General features: G+C 68.7%; 20 protein-coding genes and 2 pseudogenes. 10 read left to right on the top strand and 12 right to left on the bottom strand.

Annotation, left to right across the window (positions count from 1 at the left end; translation table 11 throughout):
• Nucleotides 1-286 precede the first annotated feature (286 nt).
• From ACZ4MF_RS43050 to ACZ4MF_RS43030, 5 genes are all read left to right on the top strand, one after another.
• Nucleotides 287-1,276, top strand: a complete 990-nt coding sequence (locus ACZ4MF_RS43050; RefSeq protein ID WP_467499068.1) for an SMP-30/gluconolactonase/LRE family protein — start codon at nt 287-289, stop codon at nt 1,274-1,276.
• A gap of 158 nt (nt 1,277-1,434) precedes the next feature.
• Nucleotides 1,435-2,400: an NADP-dependent oxidoreductase gene (locus ACZ4MF_RS43045; RefSeq protein WP_467499074.1), complete on the top strand. Its 966-nt coding sequence runs from the start codon at nt 1,435-1,437 to the stop codon at nt 2,398-2,400.
• Nucleotides 2,401-2,430: 30 nt separating this feature from the next.
• Complete coding sequence (locus ACZ4MF_RS43040) at nt 2,431-2,751, top strand: NIPSNAP family protein (protein WP_467499066.1); 321 nt, start codon at nt 2,431-2,433, stop codon at nt 2,749-2,751.
• A 55-nt stretch (nt 2,752-2,806) separates the two neighbouring features.
• Complete coding sequence (locus tag ACZ4MF_RS43035; RefSeq protein ID WP_467499064.1) at nt 2,807-3,253, top strand: GlcG/HbpS family heme-binding protein; 447 nt, start codon at nt 2,807-2,809, stop codon at nt 3,251-3,253.
• Between the two features lie 289 nt (nt 3,254-3,542).
• The gene (locus tag ACZ4MF_RS43030) at nt 3,543-4,523 is read left to right on the top strand and encodes a GlxA family transcriptional regulator (protein ID WP_467499062.1); all 981 of its coding nucleotides are present in this window, start codon (nt 3,543-3,545) and stop codon (nt 4,521-4,523) included.
• An 814-nt stretch (nt 4,524-5,337) separates the two neighbouring features.
• Here ACZ4MF_RS43030 and ACZ4MF_RS43025 read toward each other — a convergent pair.
• Nucleotides 5,338-5,925 carry a TetR/AcrR family transcriptional regulator gene (locus tag ACZ4MF_RS43025; RefSeq protein WP_467499060.1) on the bottom strand — a complete coding sequence of 196 codons (588 nt, stop codon included), beginning with the start codon at nt 5,923-5,925 and terminating at the stop codon, nt 5,338-5,340.
• A gap of 122 nt (nt 5,926-6,047) precedes the next feature.
• Here ACZ4MF_RS43025 and ACZ4MF_RS43020 point away from each other — a divergent pair, with 122 nt between their 5' ends.
• A complete protein-coding gene (locus ACZ4MF_RS43020; RefSeq protein ID WP_467499058.1) occupies nt 6,048-7,142 on the top strand; it encodes a saccharopine dehydrogenase family protein in 1,095 nt (364 codons plus the stop codon).
• Between the two features lie 22 nt (nt 7,143-7,164).
• Here the strand turns inward: ACZ4MF_RS43020 and ACZ4MF_RS43015 are convergent, their stop codons facing one another.
• The 7 genes from ACZ4MF_RS43015 to ACZ4MF_RS42985 all read right to left on the bottom strand — a co-directional run bounded on the left by ACZ4MF_RS43015 (nt 7,165) and on the right by ACZ4MF_RS42985 (nt 13,346).
• Nucleotides 7,165-7,413: a hypothetical protein gene (locus ACZ4MF_RS43015; protein WP_467499056.1), complete on the bottom strand. Its 249-nt coding sequence runs from the start codon at nt 7,411-7,413 to the stop codon at nt 7,165-7,167.
• Nucleotides 7,414-7,440: 27 nt separating this feature from the next.
• Nucleotides 7,441-8,472 carry an LLM class F420-dependent oxidoreductase gene (locus tag ACZ4MF_RS43010; protein WP_467499054.1) on the bottom strand — a complete coding sequence of 344 codons (1,032 nt, stop codon included), beginning with the start codon at nt 8,470-8,472 and terminating at the stop codon, nt 7,441-7,443.
• A 22-nt stretch (nt 8,473-8,494) separates the two neighbouring features.
• A complete protein-coding gene (locus ACZ4MF_RS43005) occupies nt 8,495-9,295 on the bottom strand; it encodes an SDR family oxidoreductase (protein ID WP_467499052.1) in 801 nt (266 codons plus the stop codon).
• Complete coding sequence (locus ACZ4MF_RS43000; RefSeq protein WP_467499050.1) at nt 9,295-10,179, bottom strand: amidohydrolase family protein; 885 nt, start codon at nt 10,177-10,179, stop codon at nt 9,295-9,297. Before ACZ4MF_RS43000 ends, ACZ4MF_RS43005 begins: the two co-directional genes overlap by 1 nt.
• A gap of 45 nt (nt 10,180-10,224) precedes the next feature.
• Nucleotides 10,225-11,733: an AMP-binding protein gene (locus ACZ4MF_RS42995; protein WP_467499048.1), complete on the bottom strand. Its 1,509-nt coding sequence runs from the start codon at nt 11,731-11,733 to the stop codon at nt 10,225-10,227.
• A 177-nt stretch (nt 11,734-11,910) separates the two neighbouring features.
• A complete protein-coding gene (locus tag ACZ4MF_RS42990) occupies nt 11,911-12,687 on the bottom strand; it encodes a helix-turn-helix domain-containing protein (protein WP_467499072.1) in 777 nt (258 codons plus the stop codon).
• 278 nt (nt 12,688-12,965) lie between these two features.
• Nucleotides 12,966-13,346, bottom strand: a complete 381-nt coding sequence (locus ACZ4MF_RS42985; RefSeq protein ID WP_467499046.1) for a hypothetical protein — start codon at nt 13,344-13,346, stop codon at nt 12,966-12,968.
• A gap of 263 nt (nt 13,347-13,609) precedes the next feature.
• Between ACZ4MF_RS42985 and ACZ4MF_RS42980 the strand changes: the two are divergent.
• A pseudogene (locus ACZ4MF_RS42980) lies at nt 13,610-16,740 on the top strand (Tn3 family transposase).
• Nucleotides 16,741-16,882: 142 nt separating this feature from the next.
• Here ACZ4MF_RS42980 and ACZ4MF_RS42975 read toward each other — a convergent pair.
• On the bottom strand, nt 16,883-17,803 hold the full coding sequence (locus ACZ4MF_RS42975) for an SDR family NAD(P)-dependent oxidoreductase (protein WP_467499044.1): 921 nt from the start codon (nt 17,801-17,803) through the stop codon (nt 16,883-16,885).
• A gap of 51 nt (nt 17,804-17,854) precedes the next feature.
• Between ACZ4MF_RS42975 and ACZ4MF_RS42970 the strand changes: the two genes are divergently transcribed.
• From ACZ4MF_RS42970 to ACZ4MF_RS42960, 3 genes and pseudogenes are all read left to right on the top strand, one after another.
• Nucleotides 17,855-18,502 (top strand): TetR/AcrR family transcriptional regulator, encoded by a 648-nt coding sequence (locus tag ACZ4MF_RS42970; protein WP_467499042.1) that lies wholly within the window; start codon nt 17,855-17,857, stop codon nt 18,500-18,502.
• Between the two features lie 195 nt (nt 18,503-18,697).
• Nucleotides 18,698-19,189: pseudogene (locus tag ACZ4MF_RS42965) on the top strand (recombinase family protein); the annotation flags it as partial.
• A 335-nt stretch (nt 19,190-19,524) separates the two neighbouring features.
• Nucleotides 19,525-20,796: an AlbA family DNA-binding domain-containing protein gene (locus tag ACZ4MF_RS42960; protein ID WP_467499040.1), complete on the top strand. Its 1,272-nt coding sequence runs from the start codon at nt 19,525-19,527 to the stop codon at nt 20,794-20,796.
• A 173-nt stretch (nt 20,797-20,969) separates the two neighbouring features.
• On the opposite strand, the gene ACZ4MF_RS42955 is transcribed toward ACZ4MF_RS42960, so the two are convergent.
• The 3 genes from ACZ4MF_RS42955 to ACZ4MF_RS42945 form a co-directional block, all read right to left on the bottom strand.
• Nucleotides 20,970-22,037 carry a DUF6292 family protein gene (locus tag ACZ4MF_RS42955; protein ID WP_467499038.1) on the bottom strand — a complete coding sequence of 356 codons (1,068 nt, stop codon included), beginning with the start codon at nt 22,035-22,037 and terminating at the stop codon, nt 20,970-20,972.
• 832 nt (nt 22,038-22,869) lie between these two features.
• A complete protein-coding gene (locus tag ACZ4MF_RS42950; RefSeq protein ID WP_467499036.1) occupies nt 22,870-23,451 on the bottom strand; it encodes a hypothetical protein in 582 nt (193 codons plus the stop codon).
• 60 nt (nt 23,452-23,511) lie between these two features.
• Complete coding sequence (locus tag ACZ4MF_RS42945; protein ID WP_467499034.1) at nt 23,512-23,832, bottom strand: hypothetical protein; 321 nt, start codon at nt 23,830-23,832, stop codon at nt 23,512-23,514.
• Nucleotides 23,833-23,878 lie beyond the last annotated feature (46 nt).

Genomic DNA, 23,878 nt, shown 5'->3' with positions numbered 1-23,878 from the left:
TCCTCCGGATACGGAGACCTACGTCCCACCAAGACACCCTTCCTCGGACCATCAAGATCCATTGTCAGAGTGTCCACACCCCAGGGGTCGCCTCACCCGGGCCGGGTGCCCAGGTCCAGCGGCAGGACTCCGTCGAGGGCGAGAACAGCGACACGATGCGGCATGGCTGGAATAGCGTGATAGGTGGCCATCCGGCCACTCACATGCCCCGACCGGCACACGCCACTCTTTGTGCGGCGGGGACGCGGTCCCCGCCGCGCAAAGAGCAAGAGAAAGAACCCAACCCATGAGCAACAGACTCAACCTCGCCGCGGCCGTAGCTGCCGCAGCGGCCGTTTTCGTATCAGCGCCCTACGCGTCGGCCGCCGCGGGGCAGGAACACCCCAAGCCGGTCGTCACGGATGTCAAGACCGTGGCCCCGTTCGACTGGTCCGCCGGGGAGGTTCCGGAGAACATCACCGTCAACCCGGACGGCACGTTCACTGTCTCGATGCTGGGCAGCTACGCCGGCGAGCGGCCGGAGCTGGTGCGGGTGAGCGCCGACGGGCAGCACAAAACTGTCCTGGTTACCGGCGTCCTCGGTGACGGCTTCACCGGGAACACCCGTGGCAGCGACGGGACCATCTACTACAACGTGTGGTCCAAGGACGCCTCGCGCGCAGGAGTGTGGAAGCTGCCCCCGGGCGGCCACCCGAGCCGCCTCGCGGCCCTGCCCGCCGACGGCCTGCCCAACGGGCTCGCGATCGACCCTTACGGACACATGCTCTACGTCTCCGACAGCTACAAGGGCACGATCTGGGCCGTCCCGGTCGCAGGGGGCCAAGCCAGGGCGTGGTTGACCGACCAGGCTCTCGCGCCGGTCCCGACGGCTTCGATTCCGATAGGCGTCAACGGGCTTCGCTACCACCACGGGGCGGTGTGGGTCACGAACTTCAACAAGAGCACCCTGCTGCGGGTTCCCGTGACCGCTGCCGGGAAGCCGGGCCGCATCCACCAGGTGGCCGGCGGCGAGGTGGGCATCGACGACTTCAACTTCCTCTCCGCCCGCTCCGACATTGTGTTCACCGCGCGGAACACGACGAACAAGGTGGACGTGGTCTACCCGGACGGCACGAAGGTCACCGTGCTCACTGCGGCCGACGGGCTGGCCAGCCCCACCGCCACCGCCGTACGCGGCCACGAGCTCTTCATCACCGACGCGGGCCTCGCCGCCCCGCACCACGCCCAGCTGCAGGGTGGCCGGATCAACCTCGCGGCGCTGCGGGCCCACGGCTGACCTGGCGCGCCGGGAAACACGATGTGTCATGGCCGGAATAGTACGACAGATGTCCTCCCGGCCACTCACCCGCCTCTGCGGGCACACGCCACGCTTTCTTGTGCCGGGACCGCGGTCCCGGCACAAGAAGCAGTGAGATGGACATGAGCGAGGACATCATGAGTGAGCACACGATGCGGGCAGTCACCATCAGCGAGTTCGGCGGAGCGGAGGTGCTGACCGTCGAGGAGGTCGCGCGCCCGGTGCCGCTGCCGACCGAGGTGCTGGTACGGGTGCACGCCGCCGGCGTCAACCCGGTGGACTGGAAGACCCGCGAGGGCGAGGCCGTGGCGGGGCTGCAGACGCTCCCGCTGATCCTGGGCTGGGACGTGTCCGGGGTCGTCGAGGAGGTCGGCTTCGGCGTCACCACCCTGAAGGTCGGCGACGAGGTCTATGGCATGCCGTGGTTCCCGCGCGCCGCCGGCGGCTACGCCGAGTACGTCACCGCCCCGGCCCGCCAGTGGGCCCGCAAGCCGGCCACCCTCGACCACGCGCACGCGGCCGCCGTGCCGCTGGCGGCGCTGACCGCCTGGCAGGCCGTGGTCGACACCGCCCACGTCCAGGCCGGCCAGCGCGTCCTGATCACGGCCGCCGCCGGCGGGGTGGGTCACTTCGCGGTCCAGTTCGCCCGGCACCTGGGCGCCCACGTGATCGCCACCGCCAGCGAAGCACGCCACCCCTGGCTCAAGGAACTCGGCGCCGACGACACCATCGACTACACCACCACCCGCTTCGAGGACGTCGTCAAGGACGTCGACGTCGTCATCGACCTGGTGGGCGACGCCCACGACCAGACCAGCACCCGCTCGCTGAAGGTCCTGCGCCCGGGCGGCCTGCTGGTCGCCATCCCGGCCGGCGTCTCCCCGGAACTGGCCGCGGCCGCCGAGGCAGCCGGCGTGCGCGTCACTGCGTACCTGGTCGAGCCGGACGGTCCCGCGCTGACCACGATCGCCGGCCTGATCGACGCCGGTGAGGTTGCCGTCGAGGTGGAGGAGACCTTCCCGCTGGAGCAGGCCGGCGCGGCCCACGCCCGCGTCGAGGCCGGCCGCACCCGCGGCAAGGTCGTCCTCACCGTGACCGACTGACCTTCCCTGCAAGCAGTCAGGAGCAGCACCGTGTACTACGAGATCCGCCGCTACCAGGCGCAGCCCGGACGCCGCGATGAGTGGGTGCGTTACATGGAGGACGTGGTCATCCCGTTCCAGGCCTCGCTGGGCATGGACGTGACCGCCTCCTTCGTCGACGCCGAGGACGAGGACGGCTACGTGTGGATCCGCCGGTTCGAGGACGAGGCCCAGAGCGAGGCCCTGTACACAGCCGTGTACGAGCACGACCGCTGGAAGAACGAGATCGGCCCGGTCGTCTACGGCCTGCTGATCCCCGAGAAGTCCGTCGTCACCCGCGTGGTCCCCACCCCGGCCTCACCCCTGCGGTGACCTGGCTTGCGGCCCCTCCACCCGACGCGCACAGCACAGCAATAAAGGAACATTCATGAGCACCGTCACAGTCCAGAGGTCGGCCCCCGCCTCGTCAATCACCCAGGCCGCCGCCGGCGCACTCATCGCGGCAGTACACACCGCCGCTGCCCGGATCGGCTTCACGGCGGCCGTCGCCGTCACCGACCAGGGCGGACATCTGAAGGCGTTCGATCGGGCCGACGACGCGCCCTTCCTCACCGCCGAGGTCGCCGTCGACAAGGCCTGGACCGCGGTCTCCTTCCGCATCCCCACCCATACGTGGAACGACTTGCTCGTCAACCCGCACATTGCGCCGCTGGGCGGCCACCCTCGTGTGATGGCCGTCGGCGGCGGCTACCCGATCATCGAGAACGGCCGGTGCATCGGGGGGCTGGGGATCTCCGGCGGCGACTACGAGCAGGACCAGCAGGCCGCCGAGGAGGCCCTGGCCGCCCTCGGGTTCGACCCGCCCGGTCACTGACCGACCACCGGAGTGTCGGCCTGTGGCGTAGACCGTCAGCAGCGCATAGACCTCCTGCTCGACCCCGGGGACCGTGCGCGAGCGCAGGACCCGACCGTCGCCGAAGGCCGCAACGAGGAGGGCGCGGGTGCCGCACTCGACGAGTGCCACCAGGCGAAGCAGGGGGTAGCCGAACTCCCCGTCTCACTGTTTCTTGTGCCGGGACCGCGGTCCCGGCACAAGAAACAGTGGCGTATGCCCGCGGAGGCGGGCGAGTGGCCGGGAGGACATCTGTCGTACTATTCCAGCTATGACGCATCGTGTTGTGGTTCTCGCCCTCGACGGGGTCCTGCCACTGGACCTGGGCATCCCGGCCCGGGTGTTCAACGAGGCCTGTGAACCGGACGGGACCCGTCTGTACTCCGTCAGCACCTGCTCCCTCGGCGGCCGGCCGGTACGCACACACGAGGACTACCGGATCGTCGTCGACCACGACGAGTCGGCGCTGGAGACCGCGGACACCGTCGTTCTGGCCACACTGGAACCCGGCGAGCAGCTGCTCGCCACCGGCACGCTCTCCGAGGAACTCGCCGCGGCGCTGGACCGGATAGGGCCGCAAACCCGCATCGTCAGCCTGTGCACCTCGGCCTTCCTGCTCGCGGCGGCCGGTCTGCTGGACGGCCAGCGGGCCACCACGCACTGGGCGCTGTGTGACGCGCTGGCGCGGCTGTTCCCCGACGTCGACGTCGATCCGGACGTATTGTTCGTCGACAACGGACGCATCCTTACGTCCGCCGGCGGAGCGGCCGGCATCGACCTGTGCCTGCACCTGGTCCGTCTGGACCACGGGGCGGCGGTGGCCTCGGCCGCCGCGCGGCGCTGCGTCGTGGCGCCGTGGCGCGAGGGCGGGCAGGCCCAGTTCATCGAGCACCCGGTTCCGCAGGACACCGACCGTTCCACTTCGGCGACCCGGCAGTGGGCGCTGGACCGGCTGGCCGAGCCGGTCACACTGCAGGACATGGCCCGGCACGCGCACATGAGCGAGCGCACCTTCACCCGGCGGTTCCGCAGCGAGGTGGGCAGCAGCCCGCTGAAGTGGCTGGCGCAGCGGCGGCTGGCGCACGCGCGCCTGCTGCTGGAGTCCACCGACCTGACCGTCGCACGGATCGCCACCGCCTGCGGCTTCGGCGACCCCGTCGCCCTGCGCAAGCACTTCCACACGTACCTGGGCCTGTCACCACTGGCCTACCGTCGAGCTCACAGCGCACCGGAGCCGATGACGGCACGGTGAGGCACCCAGCCGGGTCGGGGCTGCGACAACGCCCCACCCATCACCCGGCGCGTCGAGTGGCTCCTGCTGCCTTCTACCACCACTTCAAGGGCAAAGTCCCGGACATCATGTACCGGGTTACCGAGGACATCGTGGATGACATGGACCGCAGCCGAGCTGCAGCAGCACCTGGACCGCGACCGCGAGGACCTGGCCGGCAATGAGCGCGGCCCGGCCGAAGTCGCGGAGTGGACGCGCATCGTGCAGCTGCTCGCCGACTCTGGCAGTGGTGGGAACGCGCCTGCGTCTGCGACGTGCCGAACGCTCAGACGGCGGCTGCGAACTCAAGCTCACCCAGAAGGTGCCTGTCGCTCGGCCAGGCGCGATTCAGGGACTGATCACGAATACGGACCTGTCGCCAGCCGAGTACGACCTGCTCGCCTCACTGCCAGCTGCAGTGCTGACCAAGACGCGTTTCCACAGCCGCATACGACGTAGATCTACGGAGACCTGATGGAGCGTCAAAGCCTGCTGTTCGGCGGCACGGCGTACGCGGTCTCACACACGTTCGGCATATCGCAATCGAACATTGCGGTCACACTCCGCGACCGCTCCCCAAGATCTGTGCCAGAACCGAGTTGCGGCAGCAGATGTTCACGACTTTGGGCAGCGCTCAGGTGAGGCCGTGTTCGATGTTCATGAGACGCGACAGCACCTGGCCTGGCAGATGCCGCGCCACAGCCGGTGAGGGGTGCTACGCCGGCTCGGACGCCTTGAAAGTGACGGAACGGTACAGAAGGCGAATCCGAAGCCGGCCCGCCCGCACCTGTACGAGTCAGTCGGCTGAGTGGGCTGAGGGACTGCCGGTCAGCGCGTTGCGGAGTGTGAGGGTGGCGGTTGCGAGGCAGTCCGCAAAGGTTTTCCGGCCGTCCGCCTCGATCCACTGCTCGTAGCCGTTCGCGAAGGCGATCGTGGTGACTTGCGCTGTCGCCTTCGCGGCGTGCGGGGCGACATCGCGCTGTCGTAGCGCTTGTTGGATCGCGGCACTGAGGGCGGCGAGTTTGGTGCGTTCGCGTTCCTGGAGTTCGGGACTGGAGTTGATCACGTCATGGCGTTCCGCGGCGTGTTCAGCCCGCTCGGCCAGGTAGCTGCCGGCTTCGGTGAGGGCGCCCAGAACAGCTACCAGCGGTGAGGTGTCCTTGTCGGCTGCCAGGACGGCTTCGCCGACAGCGGTGGGGAGCTGGTCCGAGTTGGCGAACAGGACCTCGCGCTTGTCGGGGAAGTAGCGGAAGTACGAGCGCCGCGTGATGCCTGCGTGTTCGGCGATCTGGGTGACGGTCACGTTGTCATATCCGTACCGCTGGAACAGTTCCATAGCGGCCTTGCGCAGGCGCTGCTCGGTGCCGGGATCCCATCTGGCCATGCCTGACCCTAACAAAGCATGTCTCACTGTGTCATCACTGCTAGCCTAGTGATGACACAGTGAGACATCGCGAGCCGGCTTGCCCTCGAGCAAGACCGGTCTCAGTGGAAGGGAGTTTCGCCATGACGCAGAACGGCATGGGCGCACGGAACGGCGAGGTCTGGATACTCGGGGCCACGGGCCGCATCGGCCGCGCCGTCACCGCCCGAATCGGTGCACACGGCCTGGACCTCGTCCTGGTCGGACGCGATCCGGAGAGCCTCCGCGCGGCGGCGGCGAGCGCCGGACACCCCGACGCGAAGATCCTCGTGACCGACGCAGTGGAACGGATGGCATCGGAGATCACCCGCCGGCGCCCGGCCGTGGTCGTCAACACCCTGGGCAGCTACACCGAGACTGCCGTCCCCCTCGCGCGCGCCTGCATGCCCGGCGGCCATTACGTGGACCTCGCCGCCGATCTCACCGCCATCCCACGCCTGCTCGCCCTCCATCAGGAAGCGGCCGATGCCTGCAGCACGCTGATCACCGGGGCCGGATTCGGTGTCCTCGCCACGGAAGCCGTGGTGGTCAAGCTCTGCGAGGGCCGCTCGATTCCCCACGAGGTCCGCGTCGACGCACTCGCCTCCGTGGCCACCGACGCCGGCACCATGGGAACCGCCTTCGCCGCCACCACCGTGGACGTCATTACCACCGGCGGACGACGTTACAAGAACGGGCACATGGTCAAGACTCGCCTCGGCTCCGACGTCCAGACCCACATGCTGCCCGACGGGCAGACGCTGAAGTCCGCAAGCGCACCCTCCGGCGAACTGCTCGCCGCCCAGCGGGCCAGCGCAGCACCGAACGTCAGCGTCACCTCCGCCCTCGCCCCCACCTCCCGCATCGTACGGGCGGTACTTCCCCTGTTCGCCACACTGCTGTCCGTCCCGGGCCTGCGCCGGCTCGCAGTGCGACAGATGGCCAAGGCGCCGATCAAAGCAGCGCCGCGCCCCCGAACGCACTCGTGGGGACACGCCGTCGTCACTTGGGGCGACGGCAGTCGACGCGAGGGGTGGCTGCGTGCCGACGACGGAATGGACTACACCGCGGACGTCATCACGCAAACCGCCGTCCGCCTCGTCCAGGGCGAAGCACCTTCGGGAGCGTACACCCCGGCAGCCGCGTTCGGCCCCGATCTGGCCACGGCCGCCGGGGGCACCTTCCTTCTCGACAAGTGAGTACTTCCAGCTCAGGGCGTGTTCAAGTTCCTGAAGGCTCGGGTTCGCGTGTGATGCCCAGGAAGGGTAGGGCTCGTTCGGGTTCGTCGCGGATCGCGCGGGTGGTCTTGGCGATGTTGATTGGTCCGGCGGTTTTGAGGACACCGATGGCGAGATTGCGGAGCGTGGCCATGGCGCGGGGTGCGGATCCGTGGTGGACAGTCGAGGCGTCCTCGCCGAAGACGCGGTCCCTGATGTGATGAAGGACGGCTACAACCGTCAGGCGCTGCAAGGGGTGTTGCCTGGGCAGCAGCGGAAGTCAGGCCACCCACTCTTTGAGTTGGCGCACGAGTCCGGCGGGGTCGTCGCCGGTCGGGGTCACCTGGAGATTGGTGACGCCGGACTCGCGGAAGGCTTCGATCCGCTCCCGGACGTAAGAGGCTGGGCCGACGAGGTTGATCTGTTCAAGGAGTTGGAATGGGACCTTGGCCTCGGCTTCCTTCTTCTTGCCGTCGAGGTAGAGGTCCTGGATCTCCTTGGCCTCGGCTTCGTAGCCGTAGCGTTGGACGAGGTCGTTGAAGAAGTTCTTGCCGCGGGCGCCCATGCCTCCGATGTAGAGCGCGAGTATCGGCCGCGCGAGGTCGAGTATCTCCTTCACATCCTCGCCGATAGCGACGATGCCACCGGCGACGACCTCCAGGGGCGCGAGGTTCCCGGAGCGCTTCGCGGTTCCCGCGGCAAGCGCGTCACCCCAGACCACGGCGGCGCCCTCGGGGGAGTACAGGAAAGGCAGCCAGCCGTCGGCGTACTCCGCCGCGCCTTCGACTGATTTCGGTCCCAGCGCGGCGATGTAGAGCGGAACAGAGGGGCGTAGCGGCTTGGTCATGATCTTCAGCGGCTCACTGGGACCGGTGCCCTGGTCGGCTGGGAGAGGGATCTCAAAGGAGCGGCCGCTGTAGTCGACCGCCTCGCGCCGCAGGGCTGCGCGGATGATCTCGACGGTCTCCTTTGTACGGCCGGTCGACTGCACGAAGGGCATGCCGTGCCACCCCTCGATGATCTTCGGGTTGGAGGCGCCGAGGCCGATAATGGCGCGACCGCCGGACACGCTGTCGAGGCCGGCCGCGGTCGATGCGAGCATGGTCGGGGTTCTGGAGTAGACGTTGAGGATGGCTGCGCCGATCTCCACGCGTGAGGTGCGCGCCGCCAGGTAGCCCATCAGGGTCGGCGAGTCGTAACCGTACCCCTCGGCGACCCAGACGGTGTCGAGCCCGGCGGCCTCAAGTCGAGTGATGTCTTCAGCGGCGTCACGCGGGTCGGTGCCGTAGGTGAGCATTGTCGAGATCTTCATGGTCCGCTTCATGAACAGTGCCTCACTTCGAAGTCGGCGAGTCGAAGCTCGCGCCCATGCCGATGCCGGCGCCACCGTCGACCGGGATCACCGCGCCGGTGACGAATCGCACGTTGGGTGACACGAGCGCACCGACCAGGTCGGCAAACTCACGGGGCTCCCCGATGCGTCCCATCGGTACCCCGTTCCCGAGGCTGGCCTTGGACAGCTCTGGCTGCCGTTCCAGCATTCCGCCCAGCAGGGCGGTGTCGAAGAACCCGGACAACAGAGTGTTGACGTTGATGTCCTGCCTGGCGACCTCCAGGGCGAGGGTCTTGGCGTAGCCGATCAACGCCGACCACACGCCGACGGACGCCGCCATGCCGACGGCCGGGCGCTCGACGACGCCGGAGACCACGTTGAGGATGCTGCCGCCTTCGGTGGTCATGTACGGCAAGGTGGCTCGCACAGATCTGACGACGTAGAAGAAGTGGCGCTCGAAGGCCTTCAGCCACACCTCGTCGGTGAGTTCGGAGATGCGCCGGATCGGCGGTCCGCCGTCGTTGGTGACCAGAACGTGAACGGCTGGACCGAACCGCTCAAGGGTCGAGGCGGTGACACGCTCGATGTCGGTGTCGGCCGAGCAGTCGGCGGCCAGCCCGAGGACCTTCTCCTCGCCGTATGCGCTGGCAAGCCGTTGCGCGGCGGCTGTGACCTTCTCCGCGCGTCGCGCGAAGAGCGTGACGTTGGCGCCTTCCTTCAGAAGACGCTCGGCGATGGCGTATCCGAGGCCGTCGCTGCCGCCGCCGACGATGGCGACCTTGCCGGTCAGCCCGAGGTCCATTATTGAACTCCGATCGAGGTGAGGAAGGTCTCGGCGTTGCGGGAGAACACGTCATCGAGGACGTCGGAGGAGAAGCCCTCCTCGTGCCACTCCTCGACCAGCCTCTCGTGGGTGAGCATCGGGTAGTCGGCTCCGAAGAAGACCTTCTTGCGCAGCCGCTTACTGATCTCGCGCTTGAGCTCGTCGGGGAAGTAGCGCGGTGACCAACCGTGGAGCTCCATCCACACGTTCGCCTTGTGCAGTGCGACCGCGATCATCTCCGACTGCCAGGGCCACGCCACCCGAGCCGCGATCACGTTCAGATCGGGATGCTTGGCCGCCACGCGGTCGACGTAACGGGGGTGGCAGCCCTCCAGGGTGATGCCCATGCCTCCGCGGGTGCCGGCCCCGGTGGCCGACATGCCGACATGGACCAGGACGGGACGGTTGGCCTCGATGCACATGTTCAGACAGGTCGCCCATTCCGGCTGGTCGGGTGTCCCGGCCGGTGTGAACGAGTGGACCGTCAGTCCGACGAGTCCCGTCCCCTCGCTCAGGCAACGCTCGAGTTCCTTGACGTGAGCTGGTTGCGTGGGATCGATGCCGATCCAGTTGCCCAGTACGACGTCGGGGTGCTTGCGCGCATAGTCGAAGGCGTAGTCATGCTGGTCGCGCAGTGCACCGGCGTCCATGGTGTGGGTGAACGCGAAGTCGAGCATCACCTTGACGTTGGCGCGGCGAAACTGGACGGCCTGCTCCTCGTCACTGACGAAGCTCATGCCCCACTTGAAGTAGCCCTGCAGAGCCTCGCGGTCCTCGGCGGTCTCGTACGGGCTTCCCTTCCATCCTCGCTCTGTGCCCCAGTGGGAGTGGAAGTCGATCAGTCGGGCCGGCGGTACGTTCACACTGAGTGCCTTTCGTGAATGGCCGTGGGAAGGGCATCGGGATGGTCAGTGGACATTGCGCGTCGAGTCGGCCCAGAACGGCGCGCGCAGGCGCTTCTTGTCGGTCTTTCCCACCGGCGTGGCGGGAAGTGAGTCCACGACCACGATCTTCTTGGGCGCGTACATCGAGCCCTTGACCTGCTTCACGTAGGACTGGAGCGCGGGAATGTCGACCTGTCGCCCCGGTCGCGGGACCACGAACGCGGTGACGATCTCGCCCCAGCGGCTGTCCGGCACGCCGATGACGGCGACTGAGCCAACCGATGGATGCGCTGCCAGAACGGCCTCGACGTCGCTGGCGTAGATGTTGAAACCGCCCGAGATGATCATGTCCTTCTTGCGGTCCACGATGTAGATCAGGCCCTCGGCGTCCTGGCGGGCGAGGTCTCCGGTGTGGAGCCATCCCCCCTTGAGTGCCGCTTCGGTCTCGTCGGGGAGGTTCTTGTAGCCCTGCATCACCCCGCGGCTCTGCATGGCGATCTCGCCCACCTCGCCCAAAGGAACGTCGTGGCCGTCGTCGTCGATGAGCCTGATGCGGTTGCCGACCACGGGACGGCCACAGGAGGCGAGTTGCTCAAGGCTCGCGGTCTCGTGTGCGGCCTTGGTCAGGACCGTCCCGATGCCGGCCGACTCCGTCTGCCCGTAGATCTGGGAGAAGACCGGACCGATCCGCTCTCGAGCCTCCGCCAGGCGCACCGGCGACATCGGTCCTGTGGCGTACCAGATGACCTCAAGACTGGAGAGGTCTCTGGTCTCCGGACGCTCCTGATCCAACAAGCTGTAGATCATCGTCGGAAGGCCGTTCACACAGTTGATGTGCTCGGCCTCGATGACGTCGAGGAACCGGCTGGGTTCGAAGCCCTGCTCGATCACGACCGTGCCGCCACGCAGCAGTGCCGGGATGACGGCCAGCCCGGCCGCGTGGGTGAGCGGAGCCGCTGCCAGGTACCGCGGGAGATGTGGCTGCTCGAAGTCGGCCATGTGCGCATAGACCATCTGCACCATCGAGCGATGAGGCTGCATCACGCCCTTGGGTCTGCCGGTCGTCCCCCCCGTGTACTGCAGCCAAGCGACATCCATCTCCGTCGCCGGACCACGGTCGAGCGATCGAACCGCCACGGGCTCGCCCTCGGGCAGACCACCGGCGGCGGGGATCACCATCAGGTGTCGCAGGGAGTCCACCTCGGCGAGGACCTGGCGTCCATGCTCCTCCAGGGGCGCGGTCACCACCAGCACCGTGGCCTCTGCGTCCTCGCAGACGGTGATGTGGTCGGTGACCGAGGCCAAGGTCTGCAACCCGGTGAAGTGGCCGCCCAAGAGATACGTCGCGGCCTGGACGATCCACGATTCAGGCATGTTCGGACTGAGCATCGTGACCCCCACCCCGAGCCCCACTCCCCGATGGGCCAGCGCGGCCACGAACTGCGAGAGAAGGTCCCTGACGTGCGTGTAGGTCAGTCGCCGATCACCGGCCACGAAGGCCTCGGACGAGCTGTGCCGGCTGAGCGCCTGCATGATCAGGTCACCTAGCGTGACTCCGGAGGATGTCGACGTGGCGGCTGCCGAAGCCGCAGCGCCGTGACCCGGAAGTTGGTGAGACATGCCTCAAAGCGTGGCCGCCGAGCGGGCGGGCGTGCCACCGATGTTCCGCCCCGATTTTCGGATAACCCGCCAGGCCGACGGAGGCAGTGCTCAGCTGTGAGCTGCACCCGCTGCGGAGCGGTAACGACCGGGCGTCTGGCCGACGAGATCGGTGAAGGCGTTGATGAAGCTGCCTGGGTTCGCCCAGCCAAGTCGCATCGCCGTCTCGGTGACCGAGGTACCTTCACAGAGTTCGAGCAGCGCTCGCTGAACGCGCAGCAGTGTGCGCCACTGATGGAAGCTCATCGACAGTTCGCTGCCGAACAGCCGACTGAGAGTCCGTTCGCTCGAGCCGGTTCGGTGCCCCAGCTCCGCCAGCGTCGCCGAAATGGCCGGGTCGGCGTGCAGCAGGTCGGTGACGGCCTTGAGGCGAGGATCGCTCGGTTCCGGCAGCCGTAGTGGCTCCTGCGGGGCGCGGATCAGCTCCGCGCCGATCACTGCGAGCAGCAGACGGCCACGCTCACTGGCGGCAGGCTCGTGCTCGCTGCTCATCGCCAGGTATGCCTCGCGCAGCAGCGCACTGGCCACGAACACCGAGGGCTCGGGCGGCAGTTCCTCGGACAGCGCTGCCGGAACCCGGAGCACGCGGACATCGGTCTCACCGTAGGAGCGACTGCTGTGGACACAGAAGGGCGGCACCCACGTGATGCGGTTCGCCGGCGCCACCCAGGTGCCGACCTTGGTCGTCGTAACGAGCGCCCCGGAGGCGGCGTACCTCAACTGGCCGTAGTCATGGAAGTGCGCGGCGATGTCCTCACCGTGCGCCATAGGCTCGCAGACCGGCGAGTCGTCGGTCCAGAACACTGCCTGCTGCGCCACCTCAGTCATCAGCAGGCAGCATAGCTCGCGTTGGCGGGCCATCAGAATAGGAGATGACAAATCCAGTAACGCGCCCATCAGGGCCCACTCCGCATCGCTCATGTCCGAGGCGTACCGGGGCCAGCGCTCCGGCCGGTCGGCCGCACTCCCGAACCGATGGGCGAGACAGTCACACCCAGGAGTGGACGAGCTGGACTTGCGTGCTCAACCCCGCACAGGTGAACGTGCTCAATTGATGATGCGCTGACCACGGGTTCTCGTCAGTCCGCAATGGACGGTCGACAGCGTCAGACGGCCAGGCACTTCTCATGCCACCTCGTCTCGTACTCCTTGCCCGAGACACCGACGTCGCAGGCCAGCAGCTGCGGCACGTACGGCTGGGTCACCTGAGTACTGGTCTGAGCCACGGCAACGCACGCGTACCAGTTGGCCAGACGATCGCCGTGGTGTCGGCGCAGGGCCCGGATGACCGTCTGGCAGCTGGCGTTGCCGCCGACCAGTGAGTGCACCAGCCCGACACCGCCCCGAGCGGTATCCCATCGCAGCACCGCGAAGTCACCGACGAACTCCGCCCGGTCGAACGCCGCCTCCCCGGCCTCGCCCCGCTCCAGCCAGTGCTCCTGGCCGCCGGTGCCACCGTCCTCCGCGCTCCGCGTGAAGAGCCCCACGTCGCCCCTCCCAAGGCCATGGCAACGAGACCACCCGGGCCATGCCCGCACCCGGGATCGCGCACCGACATCACCCTGCCCATCCGCGCAGGCCGGCACCCGCCTCCGGTGTATCCGTCCTGGGGCCCGGAACGGCGCTTGTAGTTGCGGTGCAGAAAGTGCCGTTGAGATTGATCTTGGTCGGCTAGCACACCTGCCGAGGATGCCGTCGGGGTTCACGGAAAGATCGTTGGGCGGGCGCCGGCGCTGGCTACGGTCCGGTCGTGCCGGTGGAGTTTCTGACTGATGAGCAGGCCGAGGCGTACGGGACGTTCACCGAGGTGCCCACGCGCCCGGAGCTGGAGCGGTTCTTCTTCCTCGACGATGACGACCGTGATCTGATCGCGCTGCGGCGTACGGACGCGCACCGGCTGGGGATGGTTCGCGGTGCAGATCTGCACGGTCCGCTACATCGGCCGGTTCCTGGGCGATGACCCGCTGGCGGTGCCGTGGGAGGTCGTGGAGTACCTGGCCGGACAGCTCGGCATCGCCGACGCGTCGTGCGTGAAGCGGTACCCGGAGCGGCGCAGGACGCCGTACGAGCACGCTGAGGAGATCCAGGAGCGGTTCAAGTACCGGGACTTCACCGACCGGCGGTGGGGGCGGGAGTTCCGCGGGTTCCTGTACGGGCGGGCGTGGACGCATGCCGAGGGGCCGGTGGCGCTGTTCAACCATGCGGCGACGTGGCTGCGGAGGAACCGTGTGCTGCTGCCGGGGGTGTCGGTGTTGGCCCGGCAGGTGTCGGAGGCGCGCACGGCGGCCGAGCGGCGGCTGTACGAGTCGGTGGCCCGTGCCGCGCACCGGGCCGATCCCGCGCTCGCGCCGGCGCTGGCTCAGCTGCTGGTGGTGCCGGAGGGCAGGCGGGTCTCTGAGCTGGAGCGGCTGCGCACGCCTCCTGTGAAGTCGACGGGCACCGCGATGGTGCGCGCGATGGAGCGGGTGGAGGAGATCTCCGCGTTCGCCCTGGGACGGGTGAACCTCTCATGGGTGCCGGTGAACCGGCTGTCCACGCTGGCCCGGTACGGGCAGCTCAGCAAAGCGTAGACGATCGAGCGGGCACCGGAGCCGCGGCGCACGGCGCTGCTGACGGCGGTGGTGCGTCAGCTGGAGGCGCAGGCGGTCGATGACGCGCTGGACCTGTTCGCGGTGCTGATGGCGAACCGGCTGATCAGCCCCGCGCGGCGGGCCTCGGAGCGGGAGCGGCTGGCGATGCTGCCGCAGTTGGAGAAGGCGGCGCGCATCCTGGCGAAGGCGTCGAAGATCCTCACCGAAGAGCTGGACCTGGTCGCCGAGCACGACGCGGACCTGGACGTCGCCGCACTCTGGGCGGCGGTGGAGGAGGCCGTGCCGCGTACGGCGGTGGCCGGGGCCGTCGCGACTGTGGAGGCCCTGGTGCCGGAGGACGACGGGTCGGCCGAGGCCGCGATGCGCGAGAATCTGGCCTCGCGCTACAACACTGTGCGCCCGTTCCTGTCCCTGCTGGGCGAGTCGGACGCGCTGGATGCGGCCCCAGCCGGGCGGCGCATCCTCAAGGCCGTGCGCCGCCTGCCCGCGCTTTCGCGCCGCCGGGTCAAGGACCGGCCGCTGCTGCCCCGCGAGGTCGACGCCGACCTGGTGCCCGCGATGTGGCGTCGGGCGGTGTTCTCCAACGCCAAGCTGCCCCAGGGCGCAGTGGACCGGGACGCGTACGTGGTGTGCGTGCTGGAGCATCTGCACCGCGCCCTGAACCGGCGCGACGTCTTCGCGGCCCCCTCGAACCGGTGGGCGGACCCGCGCGCTCGGCTGCTGGACGGTCCGCGGTGGGAGGCGGTGCGCCCGGACGTGCTCGCGGGCCTGTCTCTGACCGAGGACGCGGCCTGCACCTGGCCCAGCTCACGCGCGGGCTGGATGCGGCGTGGCGGCAGATGGCCGACCGCCTGGAAGAGGCCGGCGCCGACGCGAAGGTGGAGATCGTCGTTCCCGAGGGCGGGGGACGGGCCCGCCTGTCGGTGGACAAGCTCGGCGCGGTGGGCGAGCCGGAGTCGCTGACCTGGCTGAAGGCCACCACGGAGGCGATGCTGCCCAGGATCGACCTGCCGGATCTGCTGTTCGAGGTCCACGCCTGGACTTCGTTCCTCGACTCCTTCGGGCACGTCTCCGACCGGCGCACCCGCATGGAGGGGCTGCTCGTCTCCCTGGTCGCCCTGCTGGTCTCCCAGAGCTGCAATATCGGGCTGACCCCGGTCATCGACCCGAACAACAAGGCGCTGACCCGCTCGCGGCTCTCGCACGTCGACCAGAACTACGTGCGCGCCGACACCATTGCCGCGGCGAACGCCGCGCTGATCGGCGCACAGTCCCGCATCGAGCTGGCCCAGATATGGGGCGGCGGGCTGCTCGCCTCCGTCGACGGCCTGCGCTTCGTCGTCCCCGTCAAGAGCATCAACACCGGCCCGTCACCCAAGTACTACGGCTACAAACGCGGCGTGACCTGGCTGAATGCCGTCAACGACCAGGTCGCCGGGATCGGCGCGACGGTCGTGCGCGGCACCCCGCGCGACAGCCTCTACACCCTGGACACCCTGCTGAACCTGGACGGGGGGTGAAGCCGGAGATGGTGGCCACCGACAACGCCTCCTACTCCGACATGGCGTTCGGCCTGTACAAGATGCTCGGCTTCCGCTTCGCCCCGCGCTTCCGCGACCTCTCGGATCAGAGGTTCTGGCGGGCCGACCTGCCCGACGGCGAGGAGCTGGCCGACGGGTACGGCCCGCTGGAAGACGTAGCCTGCAACAAGGTCAACTTGAAGAAGATCGCTACGCACTGGCCGGACATGCTGCGGGTGGCCGGGTCGCTCATCACCAACCAGGTGCGGGCCTACGACCTGCTGCGGATGTTCGGCCGCGAAGGGCACCCGACGCCGCTGGGGGCGGCGTTCGCCGAGTACGGGCGGATCGACAAGACCATGCACCTGCTCGCCCTGGTCGACCCGGTCGATGACACCTACCGGCGGCTGATGAACCGGCAGCTCACCGTCCAGGAGTCCCGCCACCGGCTTGCCCGCGCGATCTGCCACGGCGGACGGGGCCAGATCCGCCAGGCGTACCGCGAGGGCCAGGACCAACTCGCCGCCTTGGGCCTGGTTCTCAATGCGGTGGTGCGGTGGAACACCCGCTACCTGGACGCCGCCGTGGCCCGGCTTCGCGCCGAGGGCCACGACATCAAGGACGAGGACGTCGCCCGCCTCTCCCCGCTCAAGGACCGGCACATCATCCTGGGCCGCTACCTCTTCAACATCACCGCCAGCGGTCCCGGTCAGGGCCTGCGGCCCTTCCGGGACCCGGACGCCGTCGAGGATGACGAGGACGAAGCCTGAGAACCTGATGTGGATGCCCTGCGTATGAAAGCCGTGGCCCGTGGCCTGGCCGCGGTGCGACGCTCGTGCAGCGAGCACGCGGCTTGACGCCGGGAGAGTCCTCGTCCCGGGCAGGAGGGCAAGTTGTCCGTCGACCGTGAGCTCACCGGTGGCCGCACCACAGGGGACGGAGCCGTTCGTGGAGTCCTCGTCGGCCAACGGCTCCCTTCGGGTAGTGGCGGCGCAGGTTGGCGGCGAGGACGCGGTCGAGCGTGCGGTCGGACAGCATCGGGCCCAGGCGCATGATCAGGGCGGCATCCCGGCCGGCGGTGTAGCGGGTGCGCGGTCTGCGCGTCGTCACGGCCCTCGCGATGACCCGGGCGGCGGCGTCGGCGGTCAAGCCTGAAGCCGTGCCCGAGGTCATCAACTTGTTGTTCGCCTGGACCAGGCCGCCGTAGCGCTCGTCCTGCTCCGGCGTCATCTGGGCAGCCAGGTGGTTCGCCGTCTCGACCCCGCGGGCAGCCATCTCCGTGCGGACGCCGCCTGGCTCGACCACGACCACCTGTACGCCCAGCGGAGCGACCTCCCGGCGGAGCGAGTCGCTGACCGCCTCCAGGGCGAACTTCGCGCCGGCATACGCGCCGTATGTGGCCATGGCGAACTTGCCGCCGACCGAGCTGATGTTGATGACACGACCCTTGCTGCGCAGCAGCGCGGGGAGGAGCGCTTGAGTGACGGCGACGTGGCCGAAGAGGTTGACTTCGAACACCCGCCGCCACTCCGTCATCGGCAGGGCTTCGACCGGGGCGTTCACCTGGACGCCGGCGTTGTTGACGAGCGCGTGCAGCGCGCGCGGGTCGTCGGCGACCCGCGCGGCGAGTGCCTCCACCTGCTCGGACTTGGTGATGTCGAGGATGACCGGCTCGATGCCGGTCGATCGGATGGCGTCGGCGTCACGGTCGCGTCGCACGCCGGCCAGGACGTGAAATCCCTGGCGAGCCAGTTCGCGGGCGGCTGACGCGCCCATGCCCGTGGAGGTTCCGGTTACGACGATCAACTTCTGGGTTTCAGATGACGTTGTCACCTTGACTACGGTAGCGGTTCAGATGACGCTGTCAACTGTATGATGGGCGTCATGACCACCCGTGCCGAGTCCGCCGCCGCCACCCGCCGCGCTCTGCTCGACGCGGCCGCCGAGCTCCTCGACCTCGGCGGCCCCGAAGCGGTCACCTTGCGCGAGGTGGGCGCGCGGGCAGGCGTGACCCGGGGAGCGCCGTACCGGCACTTCACGAGCAAGGACAGCCTGCTGACCGCCGTCGCGGCCGAAAGCTGGGAACGGATCGGCGACCAGGCGCACGCCCTTCGGACCGACCCGGCCCTGTCCGCCTCCGAGAAGCTGCGCGGCGCTCTCCGCGCCCTCATCGATGTCGGCCGGAACCAGCCGCACCTGTACCAGGTGTTGTTCAGGCGGCGCGCAAACCTTCCCGGGCAGCTCGGTGATGGGATGGATCGCATCCGGCGCCAGCTATGCGGGCCGGAAGGCGACCCGGCCGTGGCCGACCGCGCGGCCGAACGCTTCCAGGACGAGTTCCTGGACATCGTCGCCGCCCTCGCGGGAGAGCGGAACGCACGGCACTACGGCGCCTTGCTGCTGACCAGCGCCCACGGCATCGCGGGCATGGAGCTCAGCGGCCACCTCGACACGGCCAAGTGGCACACCACCGCCGACGAACTCGTCGACACCCTCGTCCGCATGGTCACGGACGCCGGCGGAATGACATAGCCACGCCCACGCCCTCTCGACGGCAGACGCTCCGTGCGAGGACAGCGAGGACCCGCGGCGAGCTGATGCTCTCCTTCTCGTCTCGCTCAACCTGCACCTCGGTGCCTTCGCTCTGCCGGTTGCGGAAGCCATCCGCACTATCCTCCGGTTCGCCTCAGCACTTGCCGGTTCGTCAAGAAACCTAAGAAGTCCGGCAAGAACGCGCTCCGCCCCGAGCTAAAGGCGTGCCACGCCTTCCTCGGCCGCGGCGACACCCTCGTGGTCCCCTCGCTCGACCGCTACGGCCGCAGCCTCCAGGACCTCATCAACATGGTCGCCGAACTGCGCGACCGCGGTATCGGCTTCACCTCGCTGCACGAGAACCTGGACACCACCACCCCCGGCGGCCGGCTCGTCTTCCACGTCTTCGCCGCCCTCGCGGAGTTCATCCGCGAGCTCATCGTCATCGGCACCAATGAGGGGCTGGCCGCCGCCCGCGCCCGCGGCCGCGTCGGTGGACGCCCCAGCGTCGCCACCGAGGAAGTCATCCGCGCCGCCCGCGACCTCCTGCCCGACCCCGGCCGCTCGATCACCTCAATCGCCAAGCTGCTGGGCGTCTCCCCCGGCACCCTCTACAACCACATCCCGGACCTCCGGGAACTACGCGCCGGCACCCTACCCCGGCAGCTCGAAGCCCCCGCGAAGTAGCAGAACCCCAGCAAGATCAATCTCGGCGGCACTTTCCGCACCGCAATACTCACGCCCGGTGAAGAGCCCCACGTCGCCCCTCCCAAGGCCATGGCAACGAGACCACCCGGGCCATGCCCGCACCCGGGATCGCGCACCGACATCACCCTGCCCATCCGCGCAGGCCGGCACCCGCCTCCGGTGTATCCGTCCTGGGGCCCGGAAGTACTCGGTGACATGGGTTAACGCGATGCGTTCAAAGCGGCCGATGCGCGCCCCGTCCCGAACCTGGGCTTGTGGGAGCGGAGTCAGGCAAATGCGTTGCCGGGGGCCGGGGCGGCGCTCAGGCTGATGGGATGCATGAACTGCTCACCGCTCCCAGCAACGAGTTGACCGCTCAGATGGTCAAGGACTTCGTCGCGCTGGGCATCGCGGAGAACCTGACGGTCGAGTACAAGCGACAGGGCGACAAGCCCATCGAGGCCGTGGCAGCCCTGGCGAACACCTACGGCGGCATCGTCCTGGTCGGCGTCGCCGAAGAGCCGAAGACCGTGCCCAGCGAGGTGGTCGGGGTGACGCGGAAGGAGAAGGAGATCCTGGTCAACCAGCTGGCCACCAAGTTCGATCCGCCGTGGTCGCCCGAGGTCGTCGAGGTTCCGCTCGCCGACGACAGCGAGAAAGTGGTCCTGGTCATCCGGATCAACCGGGACACCGTGCCCGCCCCCATCGTGCTGGACGGCGGCATACTGGTGCGGCTGGACGCCCGCAACGTGCATGCCAGTCGCGCCATGATGGCCGCCATGCTGGCACAGGCCTCAGACGCAGGAGCCGTGCCCAGGCTCCAACACGCCACGCGCCGGCCGGACACTCACCGCGTTCCGGTGACTCACGGCCCCGCAGTTCAGCAGCCGGATCTGGTCCTGCGCGCCATCACCAGTTTCCCGCTGCGCAGCAACGGCCGGCGCAGCCGCCTGGCCACGGGGATGCCGGGGCGAATCACCGCGGCACTGCACAGAACGCAACTCGACTCGCTGGTCAACGTGTTGTCCCTGCGTCTGCAGGGCGGGCAGTCGTCGGTGATCACGCCGTGGGCGGTCGCCGGATCGACCAGCAGCAACGTCGTCCTGGAGCGCTCCGCCCGCGCCGGGCAGGAGGGGCAGGGCGACGCGCGGCTGCTGTGCCGGATCGGGACCGGGATCGGCAACTCCGGGCTGGAGGTCTGCTGCGACCTGGTGTTCTGGCTCGACGGCATGATCTTGCCCTGGGGATTCGTCCAGCAGTCCTTCCTGGAGATGGTGCCGGCCGTGGCCAACGTGCTGCTGCCCGAAACGGTGTCCGCCGTCGTCGGGAACGTGACGCTGCCGCCGCCCGTCGTGGAAATCCACCTGTCCACGAACCGCCAACGGGAACAGGACCCGCCGATCGAAAGTGTCATCGACGTCTCGTCCATCGGCGTCCGGGAGGATGCCCGCCCCTTCTACAGCACCGGCGAGATCCTGGACGAGACGCTCATGAACGGCCACGACTGGGCGCCGGCGATTCTGGACGCCTTCACCGTCATGGCCATGGACTGGGGCTACCCCTCGCCGGTCTTCCGCGACCAGGGGCTGTCCCAACCCCGGTCGTGAGGTGGTGAAGAAGAGCCGGCTCAGCTGGCCATCGCGGCTGAACTGCCGGGCGACGAGGTCCCTGGAGTGGGCAGCCCCGGAGAATGCGCGCGGGCCGGACACAGAAACAGCTTCCGGGCCGCTGGCCGAGGTGGTCATGCTGGCCTGACACGCCTTCTCGTTGGTCCGCGGGCTCAGCCCTGCAGAGTGCCTCCGGCCAGGTAAACGGTCCTCGGGTGCTTGGAGCCGCGCCGGGCGTCGGTAAGCGCGGCCAGCAGCTCGGCGGGTTCGGGCTGTTGGTGCTCGCCGAGGTAGCGGATGCCCTCGCCCTCCGGCGGGGTGCCGGTCTCCTTCCCGATGGGATGGCGCCTGCTGACAGCGGTTCGCCAGCCGTAACGCTCGTCCCACACGAGGGCGGGCGCGCCGGATCCGCTCAGCGCCACGGCCGCGGCGAGCACCTCGTCCTCCAGGCGTTGCACCCGGACCTCCTGTACCTCGGCCAGCCCTGCGCCGGCCAGGACGTCGGCGACACGCTGCAGGTACGGCTGGACCTGACGGGCGCGCAGCTCGGCGGCGGCGCTGGCAAGGGCGGTGCGCTGCACCGAGGTCGGGTAGCCGAGACGGGCGGCGGCGTCCTCGGGGATCAGGTCCGGTTCGGCCTGGAGCAGGTCGGCGATCCGTTCTCCGCGTAGCCGGGGCAGGGCCCGCGCGGCCGCGGCGTAGGACAGGCCGACGCGTTCCTGGACCGTGGCGAGGGTCACCGCCGGGTCCTCGTCGAGCAGGTCGCCGACCCGGGTGGAGATCTCGTCGCGCGGCACCATGTCTCCGCTGCCCTTGGGCCGACCCTTGGGCCCGGCGTCGGTGCCGGCGTCCTTGCTCGTGCGGAAGGCCTGCACGATGCCGCGCGGGCAGTGCTCCACACCCTTGATTGTGATCAGGTGGGGGGCGATCTGGGGGTGTGTCTTGTAGTTCTTGTCCCAGGTCTTGGGGCTGACGCCCAGGGCGGCGGCGGCTTCATTGCGGTCGAGGAGGTCCTGCTCGTCGTCCTCCTGCTGCAGTTCGGGGACGGGGCGGCCGGCCAGGTGGGCAGCGGTCTGCTCGCTGTCCCACAGCTTCACCCGCGCCCCCTCGGAGCTGATCAGGGGCGGGAAGTCCTCGTCGGCGTAGGGCTTCTTGTTGCGGAAGGTGCCGATCGCCACGCCCATGGCAGCGGCGAGCTCGTCACTGTTCTGGGCGTACTTCCGGCGTCCGGCACGGATCATCGGGATCTCCTGGTCGGTTGTTCAGGGCGCCGGCAGCGGCGTTGGGGGTGGGGGTGGGCTACGCCTTGAGGACGGGCGTGTTGAGGGCGGTGCGGCGCCAGTCCTGGGCGGTGCCGGTTCGGGGGCCGTGGGCCCCGTGCGGCGTCTCGAGCGGTACTAGTTCATCCAGGGGTCGGCGGGCGGGGTCGCCTGAGGTCCGGTCGCGGCGTGCCTCGAGGACCGCACGGCCGGACCGGCCGACCTGCACAGAGCCGGCGTCTCTGCAAGCGCGGCTTACCCCGGCCGGCACGCAGTCGTGTGCAGTGCAGCATGGAGGAACTCCCCGGCGACGGTGGTGAATTCGGTACCGACATGCTTGCCACAGCACGCCCATCGAAAGAAAGCTACCGGACTTACCTCATGGCAGGCAAGGAGGTGCCGTACGAGTCTGTCGCACCGCTACACTCGAACGCGACGCAACCCGTGCAGGTCACTTCCTGTCCTAAGCGGTGTGTCTTCGGTTGGCCGGCGCCCTTGCCACCCGCTTCGGCGGATTGGGCGCCGGCCGTCTTCTTTTGGGGTCGGCTGGACGCCTGCCCGGAAACTCAGGTGCCCCGCCGACGGGGGACGGCGAGGCAGGATCAGTGTCGCAGTGCGAACCTGGCTCGAGATGCTTTCCCTGCAGCATGGCCGAGTCCGTGCGCTCGTTCAGCCCTCCCAGGGCCGGCCGAGAATGCCGACGCGCCGGGCACGCTGCTACATAGCCGTCGACGGCCTCCAAACCAGGCTCTTGAGCTCGGCCCGCTCCGGCCGGAAGCACGGGCATGCCTCCCGACCCGCAGTTCCGGGGAACTCAGCCGAACGGCAGTAGTACGGCCCTCGCCGTCTGCCTCCTCTGCGGGCGTCGGAACTGCGGCCTGAGCAACAACAGATCCATGAACCTCTTCGGCGGTGGGTAGCCGCCTGACTTCGCGGTGAGGAACTCGCTGGCGAGCAGGTTTCGTGCGGCCACCGTGGTGGCGTCGATGAGGACGTTCTGCTGGATGATCTCTTCGGCCAGGGCCTCAAGGTCCCGCTCGTAGGCGGCGTAGATGCGGCGGGACGCTTCCTCGACGAGTTCGATGGCCTGGCTCGTGGCCCAGCGGACGCTGCGCTGGTGTTCGAGCAGTTCCTCGTCGTCGGCCCCGTCGGGCGGAGGGCAGGCGCCAGAGGCGATGCCGTGGCGGTGGGATCGCTTCGTTGCGGCCCGGAACTCCGGATTGTCGGCGAGCTCGGCTGCGATCCGCTCGACCTCCGCGTCGGCCTGCAGGCGGGCGCCCTCAGCCCGTTCAGCCGCGGAGAGGCGGTGTTGCTGGGTGAACTCCGCCCAGTCGTTCTGGAGATCGGTGTGCCAGTCGGCCTCCTCGCCCCAGTAGTGGGGCAGTCCGTCGGCCATGAAGCACATCAGCACTGCGGTGATCTTCCCGTCGTGGGAACGCGCGGTTCGGCGCAGCCGCTACAGGTCGTTTTGAGCCTCTGCGCTCAGCTGGTCCTCGACACTGGCTCCGACCTTGGCGGTCCCGTCGTCGTCCATGACGGCGAACGCCTTCGCGACGAACACGTCGCTGTCGAAGTACAGCACCCGCGCGCGGCACGTGTGGGCGACGTCGATGAACTCTTCGGCGTCGAACTCATCCTCCGGCAGCAGTACCCGGCAGCCCTCTCCCTCTGGGATGGCAGCCAGAGGTTTCAGCCCCCTCGCCTGCGCCCAGGCCGGGATCTGATCAACCAGTTTCTGTAGATCAACACCTGTGGTGCGCTGTACCGAAACCGACACGGGATGCTCCCTCCGAACTATCGCCACCTTCTGTGACAATTTCGCA

This window comes from Streptomyces sp. NPDC025793 (assembly GCF_055558375.1).
Note: the sequence above shows the minus strand (reverse complement) of the source record. Positions and strands in the feature narration are given on the sequence as shown.

Bases quoted from the DNA above. Each gene is read 5' to 3' on its own strand.
- ACZ4MF_RS42950 (WP_467499036.1), bottom strand. From the start codon at position 23,451: ATGGCCGACGGACTGCCCCACTACTGGGGCGAGGAGGCCGACTGGCAC.
- ACZ4MF_RS43030 (WP_467499062.1), top strand. From the start codon at position 3,543: ATGACGCATCGTGTTGTGGTTCTCGCCCTCGACGGGGTCCTGCCACTG.
- ACZ4MF_RS43005 (WP_467499052.1), bottom strand. From the start codon at position 9,295: ATGGACCTCGGGCTGACCGGCAAGGTCGCCATCGTCGGCGGCGGCAGC.
- ACZ4MF_RS43010 (WP_467499054.1), bottom strand. From the start codon at position 8,472: ATGAAGATCTCGACAATGCTCACCTACGGCACCGACCCGCGTGACGCC.
- ACZ4MF_RS43020 (WP_467499058.1), top strand. From the start codon at position 6,048: ATGACGCAGAACGGCATGGGCGCACGGAACGGCGAGGTCTGGATACTC.
- ACZ4MF_RS43045 (WP_467499074.1), top strand. From the start codon at position 1,435: ATGAGTGAGCACACGATGCGGGCAGTCACCATCAGCGAGTTCGGCGGA.
- ACZ4MF_RS42960 (WP_467499040.1), top strand. From the start codon at position 19,525: ATGCATGAACTGCTCACCGCTCCCAGCAACGAGTTGACCGCTCAGATG.
- ACZ4MF_RS43035 (WP_467499064.1), top strand. From the start codon at position 2,807: ATGAGCACCGTCACAGTCCAGAGGTCGGCCCCCGCCTCGTCAATCACC.
- ACZ4MF_RS43025 (WP_467499060.1), bottom strand. From the start codon at position 5,925: ATGGCCAGATGGGATCCCGGCACCGAGCAGCGCCTGCGCAAGGCCGCT.
- ACZ4MF_RS42990 (WP_467499072.1), bottom strand. From the start codon at position 12,687: ATGACTGAGGTGGCGCAGCAGGCAGTGTTCTGGACCGACGACTCGCCG.
- ACZ4MF_RS42955 (WP_467499038.1), bottom strand. From the start codon at position 22,037: ATGATCCGTGCCGGACGCCGGAAGTACGCCCAGAACAGTGACGAGCTC.
- ACZ4MF_RS43050 (WP_467499068.1), top strand. From the start codon at position 287: ATGAGCAACAGACTCAACCTCGCCGCGGCCGTAGCTGCCGCAGCGGCC.
- ACZ4MF_RS42995 (WP_467499048.1), bottom strand. From the start codon at position 11,733: ATGCAGGCGCTCAGCCGGCACAGCTCGTCCGAGGCCTTCGTGGCCGGT.
- ACZ4MF_RS42970 (WP_467499042.1), top strand. From the start codon at position 17,855: ATGACCACCCGTGCCGAGTCCGCCGCCGCCACCCGCCGCGCTCTGCTC.